Source organism: Streptomyces calidiresistens, assembly GCF_014141525.1.
In the GTDB taxonomy this organism is placed as follows: domain Bacteria; phylum Actinomycetota; class Actinomycetes; order Streptomycetales; family Streptomycetaceae; genus Streptomyces; species Streptomyces calidiresistens.
Map to the genome: position 1 here is coordinate 1 of NZ_VKHS01001205.1, position 1,145 is coordinate 1,145.

The following is a 1,145-nucleotide window of genomic DNA, read 5'->3' on the forward strand; positions in this document are numbered from 1 at the left end:
TCACCCCCCTCAGCCCCCGCCCGCTGCGCCGCACCGTCCTTTCCCAGGCGTGGCTCGAGGTGACCTTCCTGCACTGGCCGATCGATCCGGCCCTCGTCGCCCCCCACCTGCCCCCCGGGGTGCGACCCGACGTGCACGACGGGGTCACCTGGGTGGGACTGGTTCCCTTCGGCATGCGCGGTCTCGGCTTCGGCCGGGGGCCGGGCCTGCCGTGGGTCGGGGACTTCCTGGAGACCAATGTGCGGGTCTACGGTGTCGACGGCCGAGGTCGTCGAGGTGTGGTCTTCCTCACCCTGGAATGCGAACGCCTGCTGCCGGTGCTCGGGTCCCGGGCGGCGCTGCGGTTGCCCTACCGGTGGGCCGCCATGGGGCGGCGGCGCGAGGGTCGCGAACTCACCTGGACCTCGCGCCGCATCACTCCTCCCGGCGTCCCGGCGCCGGGATCCCTCATCAGGGTGGGGGTGGGGGAACCGATCCGGGCCGGGGATCTCGACCCGCTGGACGCCTTCCTCACCGCCCGCTGGGGGCTGCACACCCGGTGGCACGACGGTTCCACGCTCCACCTGCCCAACGTTCACCCCACCTGGCCGCTGCACCGCGCGGAGCTCCTCGAGTGCCGGGAGGATCTGATCGCCGCGTGCGGTCTGCCCGCTCCGGTGGGAACCCCCCGGGTGCTCTTCGCGCCCCGCGTCGACGTGCGGTTCGGGCCCCCCGACCGGCTGCCCCCCGTGCCCGGGGCGACCCCGATGGAGAAGCGCGCGAACCATTCGCGCGCACGCCGACGGGCGCGGAACCTCGCGGTCCGCGCCCGTCCGGAGCGAGAAGGTTTCGGACAGCTCCTCAGCGGTCGCGGGAGCTGTCGTCGCCCAGGGAGTCCCCGACCCCCTTGGCCCGGCCCTTGACGTCGTCGAAGGTCTCCTTCGTCTTGCCCTTGGCCTGGTCGGTCTTGCCCTCCTGCTCCTTGCGCCGGTCACCGGTGGCCTTGCCGACCATCTCCTTGGCCTTGCCCTTGAGCTTGTCGGTGGTGCCCTTGTCGCCGCGGTCGGTCATGATCGGTTTCCTTTCCTCGGTGATGGGTGATCGCCTACCCGGCATCACGGAAGCAAACCCGGACACCCCCGTTCCTGTCACTTATACACATCTCC

The 1,145-nt window shown here is 71.6% G+C and carries 2 protein-coding genes; one reads left to right on the forward strand and one right to left on the reverse strand.

The window, feature by feature from the left end:
• Positions 1-902: YqjF family protein (locus FOE67_RS26395; RefSeq protein ID WP_182667340.1), on the forward strand; the 902-nt coding region annotated here is incomplete at its 5' end.
• Here FOE67_RS26395 and FOE67_RS26400 read toward each other — a convergent pair.
• Positions 841-1,050 carry a CsbD family protein gene (locus tag FOE67_RS26400; RefSeq protein WP_182667341.1) on the reverse strand — a complete coding sequence of 70 codons (210 nt, stop codon included), beginning with the start codon at positions 1,048-1,050 and terminating at the stop codon, positions 841-843. The two genes, FOE67_RS26395 and FOE67_RS26400, sit on opposite strands and share 62 nt — an antisense overlap.
• Positions 1,051-1,145: the final 95 nt, after the last annotated feature.

Excerpts from the sequence above, each read along its gene's own strand:
- FOE67_RS26400 (WP_182667341.1), bottom strand. The coding sequence starts at position 1,050 with ATGACCGACCGCGGCGACAAGGGCACCACCGACAAGCTCAAGGGCAAG.